Consider the following 19,126-nt stretch of genomic DNA (forward strand, 5'->3'; position numbering starts at 1 on the left):
CATTGAGGTCATTGCGGTTAGGGTCGGGGCGGGACCGGAATCGATCACAGGGGGGCCGAGCGGATATGGGTGGGGACACGGGGGGAGCGCTGCTGCGGCTGAGCGGGGTGAGCCGCACGTACGGCGAACGGCAGGCGCTGCATCCGCTGGATCTCGACGTGGCCGCCGGCACCTGCACGGCGCTGTTCGGCCACAACGGCTCCGGAAAGTCGACCCTGTTGCGCATCGCCGCGGGCCGTGACGTGCCCACCACCGGCCAGGCGCGGTTCGCGGGCCGCCCGGTCCGCGAGGACGATCCGGAGGTCCGGGCCCGCGTCGCCGTCGTCGGGGACATGGTCGCCTGCTATCCGGACCTCACGGTTCGCGAACATCTGGAACTGGTCGCCGTCGCGCACGCGGTGGCCGACGCGGACGCCTGGATCGACCACGTGCTGGCCGACCGCCGCCTGTCCGACCACGCCGCGGCCCTGCCCGGATCGCTGTCGTCCGGACAGATGCAGTCCCTGATGCTGGCCGCCGCGCTGGTCCGGCCCCGGGATCTGCTCATCCTCGACGAACCGGAGCAGCGCCTCGACCCCGGAGCCCGCACTCGCCTGGCGGAGCTGCTCGTGGCGGAGAAGGAGGACGGCGTCGCGGTACTCCTCGCCACCCACCAGGCGGAACTCGCCGAAGCGGTCGCCGACCGCGTGGTGGCCCTGGAAGACGGCCGGGTGATCGCCGAGGGCACCCCTGCGCAGGTACTGGCCCGCCTGGGGGTGCGCGCATGACCGACCAGGCGAGGACCGCCGCGCAGCGGGCCTGGCAAGGCCCGGAGGACGGACCGGCCCCGCCCGGGGCGGACAACGGCGCGCTGTCCGCGCGCGCCGCCGCCGCCGTACGCGACCCCGACGACGCGGCCGCGCCCGACATCGGCGACACGGCCGCGCCCGAACCCGGTGACGCCGTCTGGTCCGAGGCCGACGACGACCGCACGCGGGAGGCCCTGCGCTGGCTGCGGGTCAAGCGACGGGAGCACCGTCGGCAGAAGGGCCGCGATCTCGCCGTCGCCGTCTACGGTGTCCTGCTCATCGCCGTCGGCTACGGCAGCGGCTACGCCTTCCACTTCGTGCGGCAGGTACACCTCGGCGCCGACTACAGCGAGGCGGGCGAGGCCGTCCAGCATGCGCTGCCCGCCGCCTTCGCCCTGGTCACGGTCGCCACCGCACTGCTCGCCGCCCGTGACGCGCTGTGGCGCGGCCCGGTCGTCGTCCCCGGCCCGACCGTCGGCTGGCTGCTGGCCCAACCGGTCCGCCGGGCGGCCGTGCTGCGGCCGTGGCTGTGGCTCTCGGTCGGTCTCGCCGTGCTCCCCGCCCTGTTCCTGGCGTGCGTCGCCGCCACGTTTCTGCACATCACCGGCGTCGCCGCGCTCGGTGCGGCGCTGCTCGCCCTCCTCCCCGCCGCCGTATGCCTGCCCGCGCTGACCGTCGCGCTCGCCATGGCCGTGGAGCGCCGGCCCGGCTGGGCTGGTCGCGTACGGCGGTACACACCCGGCGCCGTCGTCCTGCTCATGCTGCTCGTGACGCAGACGGTGCTGGCCGCCCGGGGGCACCGGAGCGCCGTACTGGAGTGGTGTGAGCTGTGGTCCGGGCCGTGGGGCTGGGCGGCCCAGCCCGTGGTGCATGCTTGCGGCGGCGCCGCCCCCGCGTGGTGGACCGCGCCGGCCCTGCTGCTCGCCGCCACCGCCGCCGCCCTCGCGCAGGCGCACCGTGACGCCGCGCGACTGCCCAACGCCGAACTGCGCCGCCGGGCCGCGACCGTCTCGGCGGTCACGGCGGGCCTGTGGACCATGGACCCGCGCGTCGCCAAGCTGGCGGTCGTGCGGGCCACCGGCGGCGGCACGGCGCTCCGGGGGCTCCGGCTGCGGCCGCCGCGCCGCCGGGCGGCGATAGTCTGGCGCGACGCGCTGGCCCTGCTGCGCGCCCCGGGCCTGCTGGGCAAGGCGCTCGCCTGGCTGATCTGCGCTTCCGCCACGGCTGGTGCCGCGGACGCGCTAGGCGGCAGGGCGCGGCTCTTCCTGCTGGCGGTGGCGCTGCTCCTCGGTTACATGGGCGTGGCCGCGCTCGCCGAGACCGCTCGTCTGGAGACCGACGACGTACGCCGCTCGGCCTGGTCGCCGGTGCGGTTGCGCCACCTGATGCTCCAGCACGCCGTCGTACCCGCGACGGTCGGCGCGCTGCTGGCGGCGCTGGTCGCGGCACCTTATGCGATGGCCGGCACGCTGTGGCCACTGCTGCTGATGCCGCTGTGCGCGCCGCCGCTCGCGGCCGCCGCGGTGTACGGGGCATGCCGCGGGCCGTCGCGCACGGATCTGCTGTTCACCGGCGTCACCACCCCTGTCGGTGACCCCGGTCCGCTGCTGTACGCCTTCTGGTACGTGGCCGGGCCGTTGACGGCGGCGGGGTCGCTGGCCTTCGTCCTCGACGGTGCGCTGTCGCACGGGCCCGGCGCGGGCACGGCCGTACGCGTCGCGGCCGTCCTCATCGCGCTCACCGCCGGGCTGCTGTTCCGCGCCGCACGCTCCGCCGACCGGCTCGTACGGAACGCATAGCGCCCGGGACGGACCCCGGCGAACGGGTCGGCTCCGGCGGGGTTCGCACCGGCGTCAGACCACCACCTCCTGCCCCTCCTCCTCCCACGCGAAGGGCCGCAGCTGCTCGTCCAATGGTGCGCCGGTCAGCCGGTTCGCCAGCGTCGACATCGTGTAGGTGCCGATGCCCAGGACCACTTCCAGGGCGTTCTGCACGGTGTAGCCATGTGCCAGGAACGCCTCCAGGGCGGCGTCCGGCACCGCGCCCGCGGTCGCCAGCACATCGAGGGCGAAGACCCGTATCGCCTCCAGGCGCGCGTCGTCCAGCGGCTCTCGCGCACGCAGCGCCGCGACCAGGTCAGGATGGGCGTCCATCGCCTGGAGCTTCGCGGTGTGCATCGCCACACAGACATGGCAGGCGTTGCGGGTGGCGATGGTGAGGATGACGACCTCACGCTCCACCGGGCTGAGGGTCGTCGCCTCGAACAGCCCGCTGAGCTTGAGGAATCCGTCCAGCAGATGCGGCGAGGCGGCCAGGCGGCCGACGGGCGCCGGGAGATAGCCCAGTCGCTGGGCCGTGGCCTCCATCAGCCTGCGTGAGGCGGCGGGCGCCGAGTCCGGGGTGTGGTCGGTGAAGGCGTGCGACGGCATGGGGCATCCTTCCACGGGCCGTGACACGCCGTGAGGTGCGGCGGGTACGGCACAAGCACTAAGATGGACAATGTGGTTGTCGAAATCGTAAACCAGGTTGTCGAGATGTGCAATGACTGAACCCACCTCTGAAGCGAGGTCAGGATCAACGCGAGAGGCCCGGGATGGAGCCGGGTTCGAGCTCCCGCTGCTGCTGTTCGCGGGATTCCGCACGATCATCGACCGGCTGCACGCCGAGCTGTCGCGCCAGGGGCATCCGGACGTCCGCCCGGCCTTCGGCTTCGCGATGCAGGCCATCGGGCCCGACGGTGCCACCGCCAGTGAACTGGGGCGGCGGCTCGACGTCTCCAAGCAGGCCGCGGGCAAGACGGTCGACCGCCTGGTGGCGCTCGGCTACGCCGAGCGGGCGATCGACCTGACGGACGCGCGGCGCAAGATCGTCCGGCTCACGCCGCACGGGGTCGACGCCCTGCGCAAGTCCGCCGCGATCTTCGAAGAGCTGCGGGTCGAATGGGTCGCGGCGCTGGGCGCGGAGCGCGTCCGCGCGCTGGAAGCGGACCTGCGCACCCTGGCGCCCGGCGGCTACTTCCGCCTCGACGTCGCGGGCTGGTTCGGCGCCTGACCCGCCAGGCGCCTGACCTGTCAGGCCGGTGCCCCCATGCGGCTGACGCGCCAGGCCGCTGCCCCGCCAAGCCGCGGCCCGGCCTGCCCTGACTCGCCGCACTCCGCCCTGTCGGCGCGCAGGAAAGATGACAACGTGTCAGGAAACTTGGTGCCCGCCCCTTGTCCGCACGACTGACGGAGGCCAGGATCGGCTGCTGCCGGGCACCGATCCGACCGCCAACGGGAGGCCGCCATGCGTCCGCTCCGCGCCGCCACGACACTCGCCCTCGGCACGGCCCTGCTCTGCGCCGCCCCCGCCATCGCCCCCACCAGCGGATCCGCCGCCGCATCCGCACCGGCGCCGGATCCGGCCGCGACGGTGACCGCGCCGACCACGGTGGCCCCGGCGGCAGCGGCCGCGCCGCCCGAGCGGGTGGACTGGCCCCTCCCGTCCGGCACCGTCACCGCACCCGACGGCGTCACGTATCTCACCGACCGGCACGGCCGTGTACTACGGCTCCGTGGACTCAACCTCGGCAAGACCGACACCGTGACCGAAGAGCGCGTCGCCCGGCTGCCCCGCGACGGCTTCGGGCTGATGCGGCTCAATATCCAGTGGGAGAAGGTCGAACCGCGCCGCGGCCGCTACGACACCGGCTATCTGCGCTATCTCGACCGGGTCCTGGGCTGGGCGGACCGCCACCGGGTGCTGGTCCTGGTCGACTGGCACCAGGACGTCTACGGTCCGGCGTTCGGGCACAACGGGATCCCCGCATGGGCCACCCGCACCGATGGGCTGCCCTTCGAACCGAACCCCGACGACTGGTTCGCGGACTACTTCCAGCCCGCCGTACAGGCCGCCTTCACGCACCTGTACGACGACGCCGACCTGCGCGCCGCCCAGACCGCCGCCTACGCCGAGGTCGCCGCCACCCTCCGCGGACACCGCTCCCTGCTGGGCTACGACCTGTTCAACGAGCCCTTCGGGCCCGTCCCGGGAGACCCGGCCGACCCCGAGGACCAGGCCGACGCCGCCGCCGCGCTCGAACGCGGCCGACTCGCGGCCATGTACCGGAGGCTGATCGGCGCCGTCCGCTCCGCCGACCCCGACGCGTGGCTCTTCCTCGAACCCACCGTCCTGGTCGGCCAGGGCGTCCCCACCCGCCTGCCCGGCTTCGACGACCCGCGGCGCGGCGCGGACCGACTCGGCTACGCCCCGCACTACTACGACACCGCCGTCGAATCGGGCGCCGACTGGGACCCCTCGGGCCGCTTCATCGAGAACTACGAGGCCTCCATCGGCGGCTATCCGGCCGCCCACCGGCTTCCCGTGCTCGTCGGCGAATGGGGCCCGCCGAAGGCCACCAGCCCCGGAAACGCCGAGCTGATTCGACGTCAGGTGGCCTCCATGGACGGCTTCGCCTCGGGCTGGGCCATGTGGTACGGCTGCCGTGCCCAGGACGGCGGCGGCTACTGCGTCCACGACCGGGACGGCAGCCCCGCCCCCGGCAAGGAGCCCGCCTTCGCCCCCTACGCGCGGGCGGTGGCGGGCACCCCGGAGGCCGAGTCCTACGACCCGGTCACCCGGACCTACACCCTCACCCTGACCGCCGACCGCACCACGCGGCGCGCCTGGACCCTCCTCAGCCTGCCCGCCGCCGCCTTCCCCGGCGGGGCGCGGGTGTCGGTGACCGGCGGCGGCGCGGCGGTGGTGGCCACGGGGCCGGGGGAGGCGAAGGTCCTGCTCCCGGCGGCCCGTCCGGGTGCCACGGTACGGGTGACGGCGACCGCCCGCTGACCCAGGGACGACGGCACAGATAGGTCTCGGGCCACCGCCGCGTACGCCCGAATGCCGGTACGCCCGTCTGCCATTCGTACGTACAGCCCCGGGCGCGGCTGGTGAACGGCGAGGAAACGGCGGCGGCCCTGAGACGCTCGCACCGTGATCCACGTGACCGAGCTGCTCAAGCGTCTGGTGATCGGCCGCGCCAAGCGCAGCGAGGAACTGCACGAGACGCTGCTGCCCAAGCGTCTCGCCCTGCCGATCTTCGCGTCGGACCCGCTGTCCTCCGTGGCGTACGCCACCCAGGAGATCCTGCTCGTCCTGACCCTCGGCGGACTGGCGTATCTGCACTTCACCCCGTGGATCGCCGCCGCCGTGGTCTTCCTGATGACCGTCGTGGTGCTCTCCTACCGCCAGGTGGTGCACGCCTATCCCAGCGGCGGCGGCTCCTACGAGGTGGCCTCCAGCAACCTGGGGCCCGCCGCCGGGCTCGTCGTCGCCGCCTCCCTGCTGGTCGACTACGTGATGACGGTGGCGGTCTCGGTCGCCTCAGGGGTGGACAACATCATCTCGGCGGTGCCCGACCTGGACACCTACCGGGTCCCCATGGCATTGGGCTTCGTGGCCCTGCTGACCGCGGCGAACCTGCGCGGCATCAGGGAGTCGGGCCGGGCGTTCGCCGCCCCGACCTATCTGTTCATCGGCGGCGTGCTGATCATGGTCGGCACGGGGCTGTTCCGCTATCTCGTGGGCGACGCGCCGGTCGCCGAGAGCGCCGCGTACGGGATCGAACCCGAGCCCGGCGACGAGGACCTGGCCGGACTGGCGCTGACGATGCTGGTCCTGCGCGCCTTCTCCAGCGGCTGTACGGCGCTGACCGGGGTGGAGGCCATCTCCAACGGCGTACCGGCCTTCCGCAAGCCCAAGTCGAAGAACGCGGCGACCACGATGGCGGCGATGGGCCTGATCGCGATCACGATGTTCAGCGGGGTCACCACGCTCGCCGTGGTCGCCAAGGTGCACATCGTCGACGACCCCTGCCACCTCGTCGGCCTCGCCGACTGCGATGACCACACCCAGCGCACCGTCATCGCCCAGCTGGCCGCCGCCGTCTTCGGCGGCGACAGCAGCGTCGGCTTCTACTACATCCAGGCCGCCACCGCCCTGGTGCTGATCCTGGCCGCGAACACCGCCTACAACGGGTTCCCGCTCCTGGGCTCGATCCTCGCCGAACACCGCTATCTGCCGCGCCAGCTGCACAACCGGGGCGACCGGCTCGCCTTCTCCAACGGCATCCTGGCGCTGGCCGTCGTCGTCGGCGCGCTGCTGTGGGCCTACAAGGCGAACGTCACCGACCTCATCCACCTCTACATCCTGGGCGTCTTCACCTCCTTCACGCTCTCCCAGGCCGGCATGGTCCGGCACTGGAACCGGGCGCTGCGCGCCGAGTCGACCTCCGCCGTACGCCGCAGGTACCACGTGGCGCGCGTCGTCAACGCCACCGGCGCCGTCATCACCGGCCTGGTGCTGGTGATCGTGCTGGCCACCAAGTTCGTCCAGGGCGCCTGGCTGGCGGTGCTCGCCGCCGTCCTGCTGTGGCTGATGATGCGGGGCATCCGCCGCCACTACGACGCCACGGCCGCCGAACTCGCGGTCACCGACCCGCGCGACGAACTCGCCCCGCCCTCCCGGGTCCTGGCGATCGTCCTCGTCTCCACCGTGCACAAACCCACCCTGCGGGCCCTGGCCTACGCCCGCGCGCTGCGCCCCGACCACCTCGAAGCCCTCACCGTCGCCGTCGAACGCGAGGAGGCGGCCGAACTGGAGCACCGCTGGGAGCAACTGGACGTCGACGTACCGCTGAAGGTCCTCGACTCCCCTTACCGCGAGGTCACCCGGCCCGTGGTGGAGTACGTGCGCTCCATCCGGCGCTCCAGCCCACGCGACGTGATCAGTGTCTACATCCCCGAGTACGTGGTCGGCCGGTGGTGGGAGAACCTGCTGCACAACCAGTCCGCGCTGTGGCTCAAGAGCCGACTGCTGTTCACCCCGGGCGTGATGGTCACCAGCGTGCCGTGGCAGCTCAGCTCCTCGGTCCGGGCCGACCACCCGGCCGCGCGCGCCCCGGGCTCGGTGCGGCGCGGCGAGCCGCCCAATGCCGCCACCGCCCGGCACCGGCCCGGACCGCCCTGACGAGCGCCCGGCGTCAGCGGGTCAGGCGCCGGTGTCAGCGGGTCACGCGCCGACGTCAGCGGTCGCGCGGTCGTCTTCCAGCGGCAGGCTGTCCATGAAGGAGCTGACCGAGAACACCGCGCGCCCCGGTCCCGGCGGCCCGTAACCGGGCGGCGAGGTCAGCCCGAACTCCTCCAGCGTCGCGCGGTACACCTCCAGCAGCCGGATGTGGTACTCCAGCGGCGCACCCTGCGGATTGGCCTTCCCCAGCGGGGTGGTCGGCTCCGGGCACCAGGTGGTGAACCGCGGGGTGATGCCCCGCGACATGAAGTACCGCAGCCCCTCGGCGGTGGAGTCGATCGCCTCATCGACCGTGGTGAAGCCGAACGGCTCCGCCATCTCCACGCCCGCGACGAAGTTCGGGATCACGTTGCGCGGGCCGAAGACCTCGGCGGAGTCCAGGATCCGCCGGTGCCACTCGTCGCGGCCCACATAGCGCTCCTTGCCCGGGCAGTACAGCTCGAACAGCCGCCGGTCCCACACCTCGTAGTTGGGGTGGTAGATCCGTACGCCGTAGTCGTGGAACCGCTGGACGTCGGCCTTGGGCAGCGCCTGCGCCACGACCTTGCCGATCCACCGGCCCGGGAAGCGCTCCTCGATGGCCTGCGCGTAGTGCCCGTAGAAGTCGGCCTCGTCCCGGCCCGCGACCTTGGAGGTGATGGAGCCGCCGGTGAGGGTGTAGGCCGTCGAGGCGCGGGCGGTGTCGTACTTGTCGATGATCTCCAGCGCCTCCAGCACCTCCTCCACCGGCTTCACCCCGGTGTAGGGGCGCCCTGCCGCCTTGTGCTGGCGCCAGTTGTGGTTGATGTCGCAGTACTGGCACTCCTCCTTGGCGCCGAAGTACTGGCAGACCCGGAACACCGTCAGATAGATCAGGTAGCCCCACTGGATGGTCGGTGCCACCTCCATCACCGACTTGCCGCTGGCCAGCTTGTGCCGGTAGTACTCGGGCATCGGCGGCAGCCCCACGTCGGCGATCCGCGTCCCGTCGAGGTAGAGCCCCAGCGACCCGTCCTCGCCCGGCATCACCCGGTACGGCGACGCGGGGTTGACGCGCACCGAGACCACCGTGCGGCGCAGCTCGTACGGGCCGCCGGTGAGCACGATCTCCTCCGGCGGGCGGCGCAGCGCCGCGGCGCCCAGCTCGGGCAGGGTGCGGTGGTCGAAGGAGAAGATGAAGTACGACTTCGGCTTGACCTCGCCGGACGCCTCGTCGGCGCTGTCGCTGAGCGCTGACTCGTCGAAGGCGATGCCGCCGCGCAGCAGGTCCTCCTTGATCACGGCTTCACGTGGCACATGGGGGAAGCGCCCCATCAGATCCTCGACCAACGCGGTACGGCTCTGCATGCGCGGCTCCTGCCATCGTTCCGTTACTGCCTGCGGCCCATTCTGGCAACCCCCGCGTACCGCTTTGCGCACCGGGGTCCTGTTGTGTCCTCAGACGCCAAGGGGTCCGCGCAGGCCCCGCCACACCGGCGCGCGCAGCCGGCCGCCGCGGGTCCATTCGAGGAACTCCACCTCGCCGCCGAGTACGGGACGCACCCAGCGGACCGGCAGGGTCAGGTCGACGGCGCTCGTGTCCTCGAACGGCGGCGCCGGCGTCTGGAGCGGGCGCAGCAGTCCGGCGAGGCGGCGGCTCTCCTGCTCGGAGAAGCCCGTGCCCACCGACCCCGCGTAAGCCAGGCCGCGCGGGCCGCCCACCCCGACCAGCAGCGAGCGGACGGCGGCGGCCCCGGGGTCCCTGGGCACCCAGCCGCCGATGAGGATGTCGACCGTACGGACGTGCTTTGTCTTGATCCAGTTACGGGACCGCCGACCGGGTTCGTAGCGCGACGCCACGCGCTTGGCGACCACGCCCTCAAGACCCTGCTCCCGGGTCCAGGTCAGGGCGGTCTCGCCGCGGCCCGGCGGCCAGTACGGGGGGACGGCGACGTACGGAGCGGGGAACTCCAGCGCCTCCAGCAGCCGCCGCCGCTCGGTGTACGGCAGCTCCAGCGTGGACCGCCCGGCCAGATGGAGGACGTCGAAGAGCATCAGGGTGACGGGTACGGCCCGCGCCACGGCCCGTACCCGCGCCGGACGGGTGAGGCCCATCCGCTGCTGCAACCGCCCGAAGTCGGGTCGGCCGCGCTCGTCCAGGGCGACGATCTCGCCGTCCAGGACGGCGGTGAGCCCGGGTGCGGCGACGGCGGCGAGCTCGGGGTAGCCCGCGGTGATCTGCCGGCCGGTGCGGCTGACCAGCCGTACGGTCCCGTCGCCCGGCAGATAGACCAGCGTCCGCACGCCGTCCCACTTGACCTCGTACGCCCAGTCGGCGGCGCCCGTCGGCAGCGCGCCCAGGGTCGCCAGCATCGGCGCCAGCTCCGGAAGCCCCGGTGGCGCGGGGCCGGCGGCGGAGGCGGGTGGGGGAGAGGCCATACCTGGTCAGAACCGCTCAGCCGCCGGCCGTCTGCCATTCCCCGAGACCCGGCAGCACCGACTCCGGGCGGACCGGCAGGTCCCGTACGCGCACGCCGGTCGCGTGCCGGACGGCGTTGGCGACGGCGGCCGCCGTGCCGACGACGCCGATCTCGCCGATGCCCTTGGAGCCCATCGGGTTGAGCCGGGTGTCCTGCTCCGCCACCCAGTACGCCTGGACGTCCGGCACATCCGCGTGCACGGCCACGTGGTACGACGCCAGGTCGCGTTCGGCGTGGTCGCCGAAGCCCGGGTCCATGGTGCTGTGCTCCATCAGGGCCATCGACAGGCCCATCGTCATGCCGCCGACCAACTGGGAGCGGGCCGTGAGGGGGTTGAGGACCCGGCCGACCGCGAAGACCCCGAGCAGCCGCCGCACCCGGGTCTCCCCGGTGTCCATGTCCACCGCCACCTCGGCGAACTGCGCGCCGAACGCCCGCCGGGCGACGTCCTCCGGCAGGGCCGCCACCTCGTCCTCGGTGTCGACCCGTACCGACAGCCCCGACTCCGGCAGCGGGCCGCCCTGTTCGGCCACGGCGCGCGCCAGCGAGCGGCACGCCTTGTGTACGGCCCAGCCCCAGGACGCGGTCCCGGCCGAGCCACCGGCCAGCGGCGCCCTCGGCAGATCGCTGCACCCGATCTCGATCCGCACCAGGTCCACCGGGACCTCCAGGGCGTCGGCGGCGATCTGCGCCAGCACCGTGCGCGCCCCGGTGCCGATGTCGGTGGCGTTGACCCGGACCGCGAAGCCGCCCGCGGCCGAGGCGCGGGCCTCGGCGTGCGAGGGGCTGACCTCCGTCGGATAGCAGGAGGCCGCCACACCGGTGCCGATCAGCAGCCGGCCCTCGGCACGGCTGCCGGGGCGCGGGTCGCGGCCCGCCCAGCCGAAGCGGCGCGCCCCCTCCCGCAGGCAGTCGGCCAGTCCGCGGCTGCTGAACCGCCGCCCCGAATCGGGCTCGACCGGGGTGTCGTTGCGCAGCCGCAGCTCCACCGGGTCGACCCCGCAGGCGACGGCCAGTTCGTCCATCGCCGACTCCAGCGCGAACATCCCCGGGCACTCCCCGGGAGCCCGCAACCAGGACGGTGTCGGCACGTCCAGCCGGGCCAGCCGGTGCGTGGTGCGGCTGTTCGGGCTGGCGTACATCGTCCGGGAGGGGAGCGCGGCCTGCTCGGTGAACTCCCGTACGGCGGAGCTGTAGGTGGCCACCTCGTGCGCGAGCGCGGCGATCCGCCCGTCGGTGTCCGCGCCGATCCGGAGCCGCTGCTCGGTGCCCGCACGGTGCCCCACGACGGCGGCCATCTGGGGCCGGGGCAGCGACAGTTTGACGGGACGGCCGGTGGCCAGGGCCGCCATCACCGCCAGCACCACGTGCGGCCGCGGCGTCCCCTTGCAGCCGAACCCGCCGCCGACGTGCTCGGAGACGACCGTGATCCGCTCCGGATCCAGGCCGAACAGCCCGGCCAGGGTGTCGCGGACCAGGGCGGCACCCTGACTGGAGTCGTACACGCGCAGCCGTCCGCCCGCCCACACCGCGGTCGCGGCGTGTGGCTCGATCGGATGGTTGTGCAGAGGGGGGACGCGGTAGACGGTGTCGATCCGCACCGCCGCGTCCGCGTACGCGGCGTCGAAGTCGCCGCGCTCCCGGTCGGCGGGGTAGCCGCCGTTGACGTACTCCGGGGCGTACAGGCCGGGATGGGCGGAGTGGAACCGGACGTCGTGCGGCTCCGGCGCGTACTCCACGTGCACGGCCTCGGCCGTGGCCCGCGCCGCCTCCACGGTGTCCGCGACGGCCAGCGCGACGTAACTCCCGCGGTGCGCCACCCGCGGCGACTGGAGCACCAGCAGTCCCGGGTCGTCGGCCTCGCCCAGCCGGGGAGCGTTGTCGTGGGTGAGCACGGCCAGCGCGCCGGGCTCGGCCAGGGCCCGTTCGGTGTCGATGCCGGTGATCCGGCCCTTGGCGATCGCCGCGGGCACCGGCCAGGCGTGGACGCAGCCGTCGACCGGGTGCTCGGCCGCGTACCGGGCGGCGCCGGTCACCTTCTCGCGGCCCTCCAGCCGGAGCACCGGCTCCCCGGTCCCGCCGTGGCTCATGGGCCCTCCTCGGTACGGTCCGCGCCCCCGTGCCCGGTACGGCCGGTGCCGCCCTGCGCGTCGGCGAGCCCGGCGAGGGTCCGTACCGCCACGTGGCGCAGCAGGGGCAGCTTGAACGCGTTGTCGCGCAGCGGCTCCGCCGGGGCCAGCTCGGCGTCCACGGCCGCGGCGTACGCCTGCTCGGTGGCCGGGCCGCCGAGCAGCCGCCGCTCCGCGGTCCTCGCCCGCCACGGCTTGTGGGCCACCCCGCCGAACGCGAGCCGCACCCGGCGGACGGCGCCGTCCACGACCTCCAACGCGGCGGCCGCCGAGACCAGTGCGAACGAGTACGAGGCCCGGTCGCGGACCTTGCGGTAGGCGGAGTTCGCGGCCTCCGGCACGTCGGGCAGCTCGATGTGGGTGATGAGGTCGCCGTGGGCCAGCTCGGTGTCGCGATCCGGATGGTCACCGGGCAGCCGGTGCAGCTCGTCGAGGGGTACGGTGCGCGGCCCGTCGGGGCCCAGGACGTGGACGTCGGCGTCCAGCGCGGCCAGCGCGACGGCCATGTCGGACGGGTGCGTGGCCACACAGTGCTCGGAGGCGCCGAGCACGGCCAGCTCGCGGTGCACGCCCTCCCGCGCCGGGCATCCGGTGCCGGGGGCGCGCTTGTTGCACGGTTTGCCGGTGTCCTGGAAGTACAGGCAGCGGGTGCGCTGGAGCAGGTTGCCGGCGACGGTGGCGGCGTTGCGCAACTGGCCGGAGGCGCCGGACAGCAGGGCCTGGGCGAGCAGCGGGTAGCGCAGGCGCACCGCGGGGTCGGCGGCCAGCTCGCTGTTGGTGACGGTGGCTCCGATGAGGAGTCCGCCGCCGGGAGCGGGCCGCACGCCGCCGTACGGCAGCCCGGTGATGTCGATCAGCAGCTCGGGGCGTTCCACGCCGAGCTTCATCAGGTCCACCAGGTTGGTGCCGCCGGCCAGATAGCGGGCCGTGGGGTAGGCGCGCAGGGTGGCCACCGCCGCCGCGGGGTCGGCCGCGCGCTCGTACCGGAAGGCCTTCACGGGGCATCACCCTCCGGTCCGGTGGCCGCTCGCTCCGGTCCGGTGGCTGCTCCGGTGTGGGCGCCGGCCGCGTCGCGTACCGCGCGGACGATGTTCACGTACGCGCCGCACCGGCAGATGTTGCCGCTCAAGCGCTCCCGGATCTCCGCGTCATCGGGCGGCACCGGTGCGCCGGCGGGATGGCCGCTGCCCGTCACCAGGCTGGGCAGGCCGGCCGCCAGTTCGTCCAGCACGCCGACGGCGGAGCAGATCTGACCGGGCGTGCAGTAACCGCACTGGAAGGCGTCCCGCTCCAGGAACGCCTCCTGGAGCGGATGCAGCCGCGACCCGTCCGACAGGCCCTCGACGGTGGTGATCCGCGCCCCGTCGTGGGCCACGGCCAGCAGCAGGCAGCTGTTCATCCGGAGCCCGTCCACGAGCACCGTGCAGGCGCCGCACTGCCCGTGGTCGCAGCCCTTCTTGGCGCCGGTCAGATCCAGCCGCTCGCGCAGCACGTCCAGCACGGTGGTGCGGTGGTCGACCACCAGGTCACGGGGCGCCTCGTTCACGTACAGCGTGATCCGGGACGTGTGCTCCGCCGCGTCGGCCGACTCCATGCGCGCCTCCTCGTCCGGCCGGGCGACCGTCGGCACGGGCAACGTCCGCACTCCGGGTGCGGACATGTCTCCGGTATCCGGAACAAGAGCTTCCGAAACGGCGGTGGCGGCACGTCACCCGCAGGCAGGCCCGCCCTTCGTGGGTGATTGGCGCGAGGGCCTGCGGGAACCCGGTCGGCGAGGGGCCGGGACGCCGACCGAGGGGTGTCGATCATGCGCTACGAGGAACTGACAGGTCTGGTCCAGAACCGGGCGGGTCTGCCCGACCGGCAGTCCGCGGAGCGGATCCTCCGGGCGGTCCTGGAGACCCTCGGCGAACGGATCCCGGACGGGCTGGCGGACCATGTGGCGGCACAGCTCCCGGGCGAGGCGGCGGTCTCGCTGCGGCGGGCCGGACTGTCCCACGAGGGCTCTCCGGAAGAGCGCGCCTACCGGCGCGATCACGGCGAACGGTTCGATCTGACGGGCTTCGCCGGGCGGGTGGCGTGGCGCGCGCGGACATCGGAGGAGCGCGGGATCGAGGAGGCCGCGGCCGTCTTCGAGGTACTGGACTCGGCCGTGAGCCCCGAGCTGTCCGAGCGGCTGTACCAGGCGCTGCCGCGCGACATCCGGGAGCTGATGCCCGAAGGGCGGGTGGCCGGCCGATGACACCCTGGCATGCCGTTCCAGGTCGGTTTGGGTAGATTCGTGGCGATACCGCCTTTCAGGAAGGGCACAGCGATGGCGGGTAATGACCTGGAGGGCCTGCTCGGCGGGCTGCTCGGCGCCGGACGGGGTGGTCGCGCGCATCTGCTGAGCGCGCTGCTCGGCGCCCTCGGCAGCGGCAGCGGGGTCGGCGGGAACGCGCTGGACGGGCTGCTGGAGCAGCTGCGGGACGGCGGGCTCGGCGACAAGGCGCGGTCATGGGTGAGCACGGGGGCCAACGACCCGGTCAGCGGTCCGGAGCTCGCGCAGGCGCTGCCGTACCAGGCGCTGGAGTACGTCGCCGAGCAGGCGGGCGTCTCCCCGGAGACCGCGGCCGATCAACTGGCCGAGGTCCTCCCCGAGGCGGTGGACAAGCTCACCCCGGACGGCGATGTGCCGCAGGGCTCGCTGGAGGACGCCCTCACGGAGCGGCACGGCGGCTGACCCGGTCCGCTCTCGCGAACCGGGTCCGGGCGCGGCCCCCACGCCCGGGGACCGGCCCGGCCGCGTCTGTCCGGAATCGGCTCAGCCGCGTCCCAGCGCGGCGTCGAGATCGCGCCACAGGTCCTCGACGTCCTCCAGCCCCACCGACATGCGCAGCAGGCGGTCGCTCACGCCGGCCGCGTGCCGATCGCCCTCGGCCACCACTCGGTGGCTGATCGAGGCGGGGTGCTGGATGAGCGAGTCGACGCTGCCCAGGCTGACCGCCGGAGTGATCAGCCGCACCCCGGCGATCACCGCGTGCGGATCGCCGGCGACCTCGAAGGCGACCATCGCGCCGCCGAGCCTGGGGTAGTGCACCCGCGCCACGCGCGGATCGGCCGCCAGGCGCGCCGCGAGTTCCGCGGCGGTGGCCGACGCCGCCCGCACCCGGACCGGCAGCGTCGCCAGGCCCCGCAGCAGCAGGTATCCGGCCAGCGGGTGCAGCACCCCGCCGGTGGCGAACCGCACCAGGCGCAGTCGGCGGGCGAACTCCTCGTCGCAGCCGACGACCCCGCCGAGCACGTCGCCGTGGCCGCCGAGGTACTTCGTCGCGCTGTGCAGCACGATCCGCGCGCCCTGCTCGGCGGGGCGCTGCAGCACAGGGGTGGCGAAGGTGTTGTCCGCGAGCAGCGGGACCTCGCCGCAGGAGCGCGCTATGGCCGTCAGATCGAGCTCGGCCAGGGTCGGGTTGGCCGGGCTCTCGACCATCACCAGCCCGGTGTCGGGCCGGATCGCGTCGGCGATCCCCGCCGGGTCGACCCAGGTCACCTCGCTGCCCAGCAGGCCCGCGGTGAGCAGATGGTCGCTGCATCCGTACAGCGGCCGGACGGCGACGACGTGCCGCAGTCCCATGCTGATCCGCACCTGGAGGCAGGCCGTCAGCGCCGCCATGCCGCTGGCGAAGGCCACCGCGCTCTCGGTGCCTTCCAGCCGCGCCAGGGCCGTCTCGAACCGGGCCGTGGTCGGGTTGTCCAGTCGGGCGTAGACCGGCGGTCCTTCGAGCCGTTCGCCGGTGCCGGCGAAGGCGTCGATCCGGGCCGCCTCGGCACGGCTGTCGTACGACGGATACGTGGTCGACAGATCGAGGGGCGGCGCGTGCAGGCCGAGTTCCGCGAGATCTTCGCGTCCGGCGTGGACGGCCTCGGTGGCCAGTGATCGGACGGGGTTCGGTGCTGTCGTGTCCATGCGCGCATGCTGAACGGCGATCGGGGAATGGCGGAAAATCGCCGTGCTATGTTCGGCCAATGGCCGATTCCATCCCCCTGGACCCGGTGGATCTGCACATTCTGCGCCTCCTGCAGAACGATGCCCGGACGACCTATCGCGACCTGGCCGCGGAGGTGGGGATCGCCCCGTCCACCTGTCTGGACCGGGTGAACCGGCTCCGCAGGTCGGGGGTGATCCTCGGCCATGAACTGCGCATCGACCCGGCCAAGCTCGGCCGGGGCCTCCAGGCCGTGCTGCTGGTGCAGGTGCGCCCGCACCGCAGGGACCTCATCGGGCCGTTCGTGGAGCGGGTCCGGGCACTGCCCGAGTCGAGGGCACTGTTCCACCTGACCGGACCGGACGACTATCTGGTGCATGTCGCGGTGACCGGCGCCGCCGATCTGCAGCGTCTGGTGCTGGACGAGTTCACCTCGCACCGCGAGGTGGCGCGGGTGGAGACGCGGCTGATCTTCCAGCAATGGGACTGCGGCCCGCTGCTGCCACCGCCGTGACCGGTACGGCTGTGGCCCGGCAGCCGGCATGGGCCCGACCCGGTGGATCCCCGCGCCCGCAGGGGGAGGGTATGGGGGCCTGCGGGGCCCTGGCGTCACGTGGCCAGGACGGTGAAGAGCCCGCCGTCCGGGTCGCGCAGCGTGGCCTCCTTCCCCAGCCGGGAGACGTGCGGCGACTGCGTCACCGTGCCTCCGGCGGCTCTCGCCGCGTGCGCCGCCTCCTCCACGTCGGCGACCTTGAAGTACACGTGCCAGCGGGGCCGGACATGCGGGTCGGGCGCCGCCTCGACGGCGCCGCCGCTGATCCCCGCGACCTCCACCGACTCGGCCCGGACGATCACCTGGTCGCCCTTGTAGACGACGTCGCAGCCCCCCTCGCCCTCGGAGGCCCAGTCGAGCACCCCGGCGTAGAAGATGGCGGCGGCGAAGGTGTCGCGGGTGCGCAGCTCCAACCAGGCGGGCGCGCTGCCGCGCCCGACGGACCAGTGCGGGAGCTGTCCCTGCCAGATCCCGAACACCGCGCCGTCGGGATCCGAGGCGAGCGCGGCCCGGCCCTTGCCGAAGTTGATCGGGCCGACCGCCACCGTGGCGCTGCGCTCCCGGATCCGTGCGGCCGCCGCGTCGGCGTCCTCCACGGCGAAATACGGGGTCCAGGAGACGGCCACCTGGTAGGCGCGCGCGACCGCGCCGATCCCGGCCACGGGCGCCCCGTCGGCGAACGCGACGCAGAACCCCTCCTCCGGCACTCCGGAACGGAACGTCCAGCCGAGGACCGATCCGTAGAACTCCTGGGTCGTCTCCATGTCCCGGGACATCAGACTCACCCAGCAGGGTGCTCCCACCACTGCTTCTCTCGCCGCTCTCGCCGCTCTTGCCGCCGACATGAGACTCGCCTTGCTCCTCTTCCGCGCCCACACCGACGTGCCCTCCGCCCCGCGGTGGCAGAGGGTACGGGCCACGATCGTCACAGCCGCTGAGTACGGGTTCCCAGGCCGCTCCTGCGCTAACTCACTCTTTCGGGGGGCTCGGCGGGTGCCGTTCACATGGTCGGGCCACCGGGTTTGCCACTGGGGATCACGGGTACCCCGGTAGGCCCACCTGCGAAGGGAGGAAGACATGACGAGCCGCACTCCGCAGGACGCGGGGCCGTCGCGCGTCGTGGTCGTCGGCGCCACCGGCAACGTGGGGACCGCGGTGGTGCGCTCGTTGGGAGAGGATCCCGCGATCGGGTCGATCGTGGGGATCGCCCGGCGGGAGCCGCTGTGGGACGCGCCGAAGACCGCTTGGGTGAGCGCGGACATCGGGGCGGACCAGGCGGACCTCGTCGGGCACTTCGCGGGGGCGGACGCGGTCGTCCACCTGGCGTGGCGGTTCCAGCCCGCGCGCGACCCGGCCACGACCTGGCGGACGAACGTCACCGGCAGCCTGGCGGTCTTCGACGCGGTGGCGGCCGCGGGTGTGCCCGCTCTCGTGTACGCCTCGTCCGTCGGGGCCTACTCGCCGGGTCCCAAGGACCTGGCCGTGGACGAGAGCTGGCCGACGCACGGCTGGCCCGAAGCCGCGTACCCCCGCGAGAAGGCGTACGTCGAGCGCGTTCTGGACACCTTCGAGTTGCGCCACCCCGGCGTGCGCGTGGTGCGCATGCGGCCCGGCTTCATCTTCCAGCGGGCCGCGGCCTCCGAGCAGCGCCGGCTGTTCGCCGGGCCTCTGGTGCCGGGTCGGCTGGTCCGCCCGGGGCTGGTGCCCGTGGTCCCGGATCTGCCGGGGCTGCGCTTCCAGGTGCTGCACGCCGACGACGCGGCCGAGGCCTACCGGCTGGCGGTCACCCGCCCGGTGCGCGGGGCGTTCAACCTCGCCGCCGATCCGGTGGTGGACGCGCGCCTCCTGGCCGAGCTGCTGCGGGCGCGGGTGGTGCGGCTGCCCGCCGCCGCCGCGACCGCGGCCCTGACCGCGCTGTGGCGGCTGCACGCCGTCCCCGCCACGCCGGGCCTGCTCCGTACGGTCCTGCGGCTGCCGGTGATGGACACCGGCCGCGCCGCCGAGGAACTGGGCTGGCGCCCCCGGTACAGCGCCCGCGAGGCGCTGGCGGAACTGCTGCGCGGCCTCCGGGAGGAGGCGGGGGCGCCGACGCCGCCGCTGCGCGGCCGCGGGCGCGGATGGGAGGCCATGCCGGGCTGGTAGCCGGGTCGGTGAAAAGGGTCGGCGGAGACCATCGGGAAAGACA

At 73.7% G+C, this 19,126-nt stretch carries 17 protein-coding genes; 9 read left to right on the plus strand and 8 right to left on the minus strand.

Annotation, left to right across the window (positions count from 1 at the left end; all coding sequences use genetic code 11):
- The first annotated feature begins 65 nt into the window (after nt 1–65).
- Nucleotides 66–767 carry an ABC transporter ATP-binding protein gene (locus ACQUSR_RS30970; protein ID WP_431046254.1) on the plus strand — a complete coding sequence of 234 codons (702 nt, stop codon included), beginning with the start codon at nt 66–68 and terminating at the stop codon, nt 765–767.
- Nucleotides 764–2,587, plus strand: coding sequence for a hypothetical protein (locus ACQUSR_RS30975; RefSeq protein ID WP_431046256.1), 1,824 nt, complete (start codon nt 764–766; stop codon nt 2,585–2,587). Before ACQUSR_RS30970 ends, ACQUSR_RS30975 begins: the two co-directional genes overlap by 4 nt.
- Nucleotides 2,588–2,641: 54 nt before the next feature.
- On the opposite strand, the gene ACQUSR_RS30980 is transcribed toward ACQUSR_RS30975, so the two are convergent.
- Nucleotides 2,642–3,217: a carboxymuconolactone decarboxylase family protein gene (locus ACQUSR_RS30980; RefSeq protein ID WP_431046258.1), complete on the minus strand. Its 576-nt coding sequence runs from the start codon at nt 3,215–3,217 to the stop codon at nt 2,642–2,644.
- Between the two features lie 112 nt (nt 3,218–3,329).
- On the opposite strand from ACQUSR_RS30980, the gene ACQUSR_RS30985 reads away from it, so the two are divergent.
- The 3 genes from ACQUSR_RS30985 to ACQUSR_RS30995 all read left to right on the plus strand — a co-directional run bounded on the left by ACQUSR_RS30985 (nt 3,330) and on the right by ACQUSR_RS30995 (nt 7,796).
- Nucleotides 3,330–3,839, plus strand: coding sequence for a MarR family winged helix-turn-helix transcriptional regulator (locus ACQUSR_RS30985; protein ID WP_431046260.1), 510 nt, complete (start codon nt 3,330–3,332; stop codon nt 3,837–3,839).
- A gap of 234 nt (nt 3,840–4,073) precedes the next feature.
- A complete protein-coding gene (locus ACQUSR_RS30990; RefSeq protein ID WP_431046262.1) occupies nt 4,074–5,618 on the plus strand; it encodes a cellulase family glycosylhydrolase in 1,545 nt (514 codons plus the stop codon).
- 144 nt (nt 5,619–5,762) lie between these two features.
- Complete coding sequence (locus tag ACQUSR_RS30995; protein ID WP_431046264.1) at nt 5,763–7,796, plus strand: APC family permease; 2,034 nt, start codon at nt 5,763–5,765, stop codon at nt 7,794–7,796.
- Nucleotides 7,797–7,838: 42 nt separating this feature from the next.
- On the opposite strand, the gene ACQUSR_RS31000 is transcribed toward ACQUSR_RS30995, so the two are convergent.
- The 5 genes from ACQUSR_RS31000 to ACQUSR_RS31020 all read right to left on the minus strand — a co-directional run bounded on the left by ACQUSR_RS31000 (nt 7,839) and on the right by ACQUSR_RS31020 (nt 14,017).
- Entirely contained in the window at nt 7,839–9,182 is a 1,344-nt protein-coding gene (locus ACQUSR_RS31000) for a radical SAM protein (RefSeq protein WP_431046266.1), read from the minus strand.
- 90 nt (nt 9,183–9,272) lie between these two features.
- Nucleotides 9,273–10,253, minus strand: coding sequence for a non-homologous end-joining DNA ligase (gene ligD, locus ACQUSR_RS31005; RefSeq protein WP_431046268.1), 981 nt, complete (start codon nt 10,251–10,253; stop codon nt 9,273–9,275).
- A gap of 16 nt (nt 10,254–10,269) precedes the next feature.
- Entirely contained in the window at nt 10,270–12,384 is a 2,115-nt protein-coding gene (locus tag ACQUSR_RS31010; RefSeq protein ID WP_431046270.1) for a xanthine dehydrogenase family protein molybdopterin-binding subunit, read from the minus strand.
- Complete coding sequence (locus tag ACQUSR_RS31015; protein WP_431046272.1) at nt 12,381–13,421, minus strand: FAD binding domain-containing protein; 1,041 nt, start codon at nt 13,419–13,421, stop codon at nt 12,381–12,383. Before ACQUSR_RS31015 ends, ACQUSR_RS31010 begins: the two co-directional genes overlap by 4 nt.
- A complete protein-coding gene (locus ACQUSR_RS31020) occupies nt 13,418–14,017 on the minus strand; it encodes a (2Fe-2S)-binding protein (RefSeq protein WP_431047947.1) in 600 nt (199 codons plus the stop codon). The genes ACQUSR_RS31015 and ACQUSR_RS31020 overlap by 4 nt, the downstream gene beginning before the upstream one ends.
- Before the next feature lie 213 nt (nt 14,018–14,230).
- Between ACQUSR_RS31020 and ACQUSR_RS31025 the strand changes: the two genes are divergently transcribed.
- Nucleotides 14,231–14,665, plus strand: a complete 435-nt coding sequence (locus tag ACQUSR_RS31025; RefSeq protein WP_431046274.1) for a DUF2267 domain-containing protein — start codon at nt 14,231–14,233, stop codon at nt 14,663–14,665.
- A 72-nt stretch (nt 14,666–14,737) separates the two neighbouring features.
- Nucleotides 14,738–15,145 carry a YidB family protein gene (locus ACQUSR_RS31030; RefSeq protein WP_431046276.1) on the plus strand — a complete coding sequence of 136 codons (408 nt, stop codon included), beginning with the start codon at nt 14,738–14,740 and terminating at the stop codon, nt 15,143–15,145.
- Between the two features lie 81 nt (nt 15,146–15,226).
- Here the strand turns inward: ACQUSR_RS31030 and ACQUSR_RS31035 are convergent, their stop codons facing one another.
- Nucleotides 15,227–16,369 carry a trans-sulfuration enzyme family protein gene (locus ACQUSR_RS31035; RefSeq protein WP_431046278.1) on the minus strand — a complete coding sequence of 381 codons (1,143 nt, stop codon included), beginning with the start codon at nt 16,367–16,369 and terminating at the stop codon, nt 15,227–15,229.
- 59 nt (nt 16,370–16,428) lie between these two features.
- Between ACQUSR_RS31035 and ACQUSR_RS31040 the strand changes: the two genes are divergently transcribed.
- Nucleotides 16,429–16,902 (plus strand): Lrp/AsnC family transcriptional regulator, encoded by a 474-nt coding sequence (locus ACQUSR_RS31040; RefSeq protein ID WP_431046280.1) that lies wholly within the window; start codon nt 16,429–16,431, stop codon nt 16,900–16,902.
- A gap of 95 nt (nt 16,903–16,997) precedes the next feature.
- Here the strand turns inward: ACQUSR_RS31040 and ACQUSR_RS31045 are convergent, their stop codons facing one another.
- The gene (locus ACQUSR_RS31045; RefSeq protein WP_431047949.1) at nt 16,998–17,717 is read right to left on the minus strand and encodes a VOC family protein; all 720 of its coding nucleotides are present in this window, start codon (nt 17,715–17,717) and stop codon (nt 16,998–17,000) included.
- 301 nt (nt 17,718–18,018) lie between these two features.
- On the opposite strand from ACQUSR_RS31045, the gene ACQUSR_RS31050 reads away from it, so the two are divergent.
- Nucleotides 18,019–19,083, plus strand: coding sequence for an NAD-dependent epimerase/dehydratase family protein (locus ACQUSR_RS31050; protein WP_431046282.1), 1,065 nt, complete (start codon nt 18,019–18,021; stop codon nt 19,081–19,083).
- Nucleotides 19,084–19,126: the final 43 nt, after the last annotated feature.

The organism is Streptomyces sp. P1-3, from assembly GCF_050613155.1.
GTDB lineage: Bacteria > Actinomycetota > Actinomycetes > Streptomycetales > Streptomycetaceae > Streptomyces.